At 34.3% G+C, this 4894-nt stretch carries 6 protein-coding genes and 1 pseudogene; 2 read left to right on the top strand and 5 right to left on the bottom strand.

Going from position 1 to position 4894, the window contains the following annotated elements:
• Positions 1-210, bottom strand: a 210-nt coding sequence (locus H0X48_06725) for a hypothetical protein (protein ID MBA3954984.1), incomplete at its 3' end; no start/stop codon positions are given.
• 164 nt (positions 211-374) lie between these two features.
• Here H0X48_06725 and H0X48_06720 point away from each other — a divergent pair.
• Both H0X48_06720 and H0X48_06715 read left to right on the top strand, forming a co-directional pair.
• Complete coding sequence (locus H0X48_06720) at positions 375-1094, top strand: hypothetical protein (GenBank protein ID MBA3954983.1); 720 nt, start codon at positions 375-377, stop codon at positions 1092-1094.
• Between the two features lie 32 nt (positions 1095-1126).
• Positions 1127-1321 (top strand): annotated as a pseudogene (locus tag H0X48_06715) (GNAT family N-acetyltransferase).
• A 238-nt stretch (positions 1322-1559) separates the two neighbouring features.
• Here H0X48_06715 and H0X48_06710 read toward each other — a convergent pair.
• The 4 genes from H0X48_06710 to H0X48_06695 form a co-directional block, all read right to left on the bottom strand.
• Entirely contained in the window at positions 1560-2915 is a 1356-nt protein-coding gene (locus tag H0X48_06710) for an IS4 family transposase (GenBank protein MBA3954982.1), read from the bottom strand.
• Between the two features lie 72 nt (positions 2916-2987).
• Entirely contained in the window at positions 2988-3884 is an 897-nt protein-coding gene (gene tnpB / locus H0X48_06705; protein ID MBA3954981.1) for an IS200/IS605 family element transposase accessory protein TnpB, read from the bottom strand.
• A 69-nt stretch (positions 3885-3953) separates the two neighbouring features.
• Positions 3954-4154 (bottom strand): helix-turn-helix domain-containing protein, encoded by a 201-nt coding sequence (locus H0X48_06700; GenBank protein MBA3954980.1) that lies wholly within the window; start codon positions 4152-4154, stop codon positions 3954-3956.
• A 569-nt stretch (positions 4155-4723) separates the two neighbouring features.
• Positions 4724-4894: ankyrin repeat domain-containing protein (locus tag H0X48_06695; protein MBA3954979.1), on the bottom strand; the 171-nt coding region annotated here is incomplete at its 5' end.

Raw genomic sequence — 4894 nt, 5'->3', positions numbered from 1 at the left:
ATGCAGTGGTGTATCACCATCAGCATCATGTGCATTAATTTTTGCTCCGTTAGCTAAAGCAGTGACCATTCCAGTTACGTCATTAGTACTTGCTGCTTTAAAAAGTTTATGAGTAGCTGTTGAAGTATAATTAAAAAAGCGTAAAAATGAATCCATACTCTGGGTATAGAATATACTGCCTGTTAAGAGTATAAAAATAACATATTTCATAAATACCTTTGCTCTGTTTAGAAATTACTATTAATAATAAAAATTGTATTTTGTGTTATCAAATGGCACACTAAGCCTGTTGTACTTATTAACAATATAGCTTATTTTAAAAATAATTATTAAAAGTGAATATACATTAAAAGAGTAAAATACTTAGGCTTTCTATGATAAAACAAATAATCTGCTTAACCCTTTCTTTAACTGTAGGCGTAATGCCTTTAACAGGAACTCAATTTAAATTAAACCCTGGACCTGATATAAGTATTATTTTGAAGACAACAGATGGTAATGATATAGCTGTGTGTACTTCACTAGCATTTGGAGGACTTCTGTGTACCTACATAGGACTTTACACAGGTGATACTAAACAGCGAAATAACTTTGGGCATATAGTGTATACGGCAAACAAGCGCAGTTATATGCTGTCACTTTTTGGATGTTTGGAGTTACTTCTTGGTTTAGGATGTATAGCTGCTTCTGAATGGGAACGCTATAAGTTATATAAGTGGAATCATCGTACAAATCAAGAAGTATATGATGACGCTGAAGCGACCTACAGACACGTAGTTAAAGAAACAGCTCCATTTCATTTGTTAGCTCACGAGTGGATTAATGGCACTACAATAGAACGCAAAGATTATATAGAAGGCTTATTTGCAAACACCGGTTCTAGTCCACTTACTACCGCTACCACTATGCGCCACCTTATTAATGATCATTTACAAGGGGTAAAAGAGCGGTTAGAAAAAGATACGAGCTTAACAAATAATACTCTTTGGACTACACTAAAAGAGAATATGGAACAAGAGCTAAGCCAAATTGATAGTTCCTATTCTGTTTTTTATTCCATTGAGCAAAACAGACAAAAGTTACTGCAAAAATAGGTAATGGAGGTATATGCAAACACAACGATTGAGCCTGCCTGACGTATATCTTTAACGAAGTTAAGCTTCATCGTACTATGGCAAACTATGTACCAACCAACGAAAGAAGTGGCAGACTATTGCGTCGTTTAGGCTTTACTGTGGAAGGCTATGCACGAGACTATTTATGCTTAAATGGTACATGGCAAGACCATATACTCACTTCGTTAATCAATAACAACAGATAAGAAACAGCTTGAGAATAGTTTTTTATAGATAGAATAATTTACTCTAATCATAAAAAAATGATTTGCATTCTCTATCTTACCATGCTTACTATTAGGATTAGCACCCTTTTTAAGAAGCTCTTCTAACAGATCATTTAGCTGAGGTTTATCTACACATCGTGTGAGAGGGTTTTCTCCACCAAAATCACTATATTTATTAAAATTGCCAGAAAACCACACGGCTTTTTAAGCCTTATCATTACCCACATTTTGGTATACTTAAAGACTCTGCTCCAGCTACCATATCAAGCACGCGAAGCCAACCTTTCCAAAGTGTTTGCCAACCTGGATCTCCATCAGACTTTCTTCCTATAAATCCACCAAGATTTGCAATTTTATGCCAAACTTGACGCAATGTTACACTTTCTTCTGATAACCTAAATCGAGCACAAATCATTCGTAAGATTAGTTGTGGAATAGCATTTCTGGCTTTATCTTCTGGGCTATTACGTACTAAAAACTTTAATTCTATTAATTTTGTAGCAATTATTGAGAGTAATGCCAATAAAGACAGTAATCCGTGAGCTGTTGTTAGCTGCCGTTTTTCAATATTGCATCCTGTTTTTAGACATTTATGATATTCTTCAATAAGCCATCTTGATTTATACCATTCTATTTTTTCTAAAGCTTCATCTGTCGATAGTATTGGTATATTGGTTAAGAGTACCCATTCTAGATTATTATTTTCTTGCCAACAGCGAATACACCAAACTTCAATTTCTTCATAATTACTTTTTTTAAAGCCGTTTTTGGGTGTGCTTATTTTTATTTTTTCCCAACTTATAGATAACTCTATTTCTTGTTGATTAAGTGTAATAGTTTTAACTGCTTTCTGTGGTAAGCTTTTAATCCAAACAAATAACTTTTCTTGTTGGTTGTTCTGGGTAATAATTTTGCGATTGTGTTTTGCTCTTATTACATAATTCCAAGAGCTATTTTTGCAAAACCTAATAAAAGTAAAAATATCATTACCACGATTTCCAACATTAACCCAATTATTTTGAGGGGTGCCGATTTGTGTAAGTGTTTGCTCCCAAAATTTACCCTCGTTCCATCTTTGGCTAGTTTGTAAGCGAGTTTCTGTATGTTTTGTTGTTGTTTTATTATTTCTTGTCCAAGCATATTGATAAGCAAGTCCTAAAACTGCTGATGTTGCTTTTTCATACTCAACAGTTAAACAAGTATGGAACAACATGCCTTTTCCACCATGATTACCAATATATCCCAAATCTTTGCTGGATGTATGTTTACTATAATCTAGTTCCGATGTGTCTTGAATAAAAAGGATTGTTTTCTGTCTTTCTCTTGCTTTGAGCAAAGTATTATGCCAGTGCTCCTCTTGAAGCGACTGATGGTTAACTTTGCTTGAACTTAACAGTCTGTATGCTCCTTTAAGATCTTTCCATTGACTTATTTGACATGGCAAACTTTCACTTGGCTTATCAAGTAATGCTTTGGCTAATTCAATAACTCTTTTGTTACGCCGAGTATCTCCTAATTTGCTGTTATGCCAATTTTCTTGTGCGCATTTTGTAGTGTTAAAAATATCCCACATTCTTTTCCTTAAAAATTTGAACTACTTGCTCTCTATTTTTAAGTATACCAAAATGTGGGTAATGATGAGGGCTTAAAAGCCGGTGATTCCTGCTTCATTGCGTAAGCCAATGCTATTCGCTCGACAGGTTTTGAGGGCGGATATTCCAGCCGACCTTATATTTTTACTTGCATTAAGATCTCTATCAATTATTAGAGAGCATGAACTACAAGTATAGGTTCTTAGCTTAAGTGGCATGTCTTTCTGAATGCTACATGATGAACACATTTTACTTGAAGGTAAAAATCTATTAACACGTACAAAATGCTTACCTTGCCAATGACACTTATACTCTAAATATTGCAAGAATGAACTCCATCCTACATCAGCTATAGAGCGTGACAAATGCCTGTTTTTGATCATGCCTTTAACATGTAAATCTTCTACAGCTATAACGCCGTGGTTTTTGACTACTACTGTTGATACTTTATACAAAAAATCTTTTCTTTTATTTCTTATCTTTCTATGCAACTGAGCTATCTTTACTATGGACTTTTTTCTGTTACTACTGTCTTTTTGTTTGCGAGCACAGCTTCTTTGTAGATAACGAAGTTGCTTAAGCTCATGCTTTAAACAGCGTGGATTATCTATAACAGTACCATCAGACATATGAGCAAATGAAAGTAACCCTAAATCTATACCAATAGCTTTATCTTCTGATACTGGAGCATATACTATCTCTACTGGTACAGCACACGCAATATGAATAAGCCAGTGTGAGCCATCTCTTTTTATTGTTGCTTGTTTTATGGTGCCTTCAATAGGTCTTGTATTGGTAAAGTTTATCCACCCTGTCTTTGGTAAAAATACTGCATTACCGTTAATCTTTATACCTTGAGGATAACGAAAAGAATCTTTTTGACCTCTTTTTTTAAATTTAGGAAATCCTGGCTTTTCTTTTTTTTTAAGCCGACGGCAAAAGTGCTTCATACCACTTTCTAAGTCTTTAAGAGCCTGCTGCAGAATTTGAGAAGGGAGCTTTTTAAGCCAACTTGTCTCTTACTGTTTTTTAAGACCTGGTAACTTATTTGCTATATCTTTATAGCTTAACAGCTTTTTTTCTGTCTCAAGAGCATGCTTAAGTAGCGCTAATCCATAATTATAGATATAACGAGTAGAGCCAGCACATTGGATAAAGAGTTGCTGCGTAGAACGTGAAGGATCAAGCTTATAAGTGAAGACTTTTTGTAGTATTTCCATTCTTTAAGTATACACTAAATACAGACAAAAAGCACCTTGCATCCCCGTGCTAAAGCAACGGGGTTTTCCGGTGCACTCAATAAAACAAACGACAACAACTACTTTTCATTTGCCACGAGCAAGGTTACTTATACGGGTAATTAGATTAAATATAACGTTATCTTATAATAAGGGCGGTTCCTTAGGTAACCGCCCTTATTGTATCTTTTTATTAAATTAATTCTTTAAACTTTGAGGTATCAATATTTCATGCACAATTCCTTTTTCTAAAGCTAACTGTATTGGAGTCACACCTTGATTATTTGATCTATTTAACAATTTGTTTAATGATTGCCCATCAAGAAGAGATACCAATACATTCATTACGTTTGAATTTCTAGCTTGTATAGCATAATGCAACCAATTATTACCATCTTTATCGACTGAATCTACAATAGAGCCATCTTTTAATGCTAGAACAACAAGCTAATAACCATTTTGCTCTAGTTGACTTAATAATAATGCACGTTTTTTATTTATATATTCTTTAATTATCTCTTCTATACCCTTAGCAGATTTAGAAGCCACTTCTAATAGAGTAAGCCGTTAATTAGACCCGTATCATCTTTAATAACAAGGTCTGGGTTTGCTTCTAATAAGGCTTTAACCATTTCACCATTTTTACGACGTATTGCTAAATTGAAGGGAGTTTCATCGTACTCATCTTGAACGTTAATGTCAGCACCAGCCTTAAGCAGCAA

This window comes from Candidatus Dependentiae bacterium (assembly GCA_013821315.1).
Classification (GTDB): domain Bacteria; phylum Babelota; class Babeliae; order Babelales; family Babelaceae; genus JACDHA01.
Note: the sequence above shows the minus strand (reverse complement) of the source record. Positions and strands in the feature narration are given on the sequence as shown.

Excerpts from the sequence above, each read along its gene's own strand:
- H0X48_06720 (MBA3954983.1), top strand. The coding sequence starts at position 375 with ATGATAAAACAAATAATCTGCTTAACCCTTTCTTTAACTGTAGGCGTA.
- H0X48_06710 (MBA3954982.1), bottom strand. The coding sequence starts at position 2,915 with ATGTGGGATATTTTTAACACTACAAAATGCGCACAAGAAAATTGGCAT.
- tnpB (MBA3954981.1), bottom strand. The coding sequence starts at position 3,884 with ATGAAGCACTTTTGCCGTCGGCTTAAAAAAAAAGAAAAGCCAGGATTT.
- H0X48_06700 (MBA3954980.1), bottom strand. The coding sequence starts at position 4,154 with ATGGAAATACTACAAAAAGTCTTCACTTATAAGCTTGATCCTTCACGT.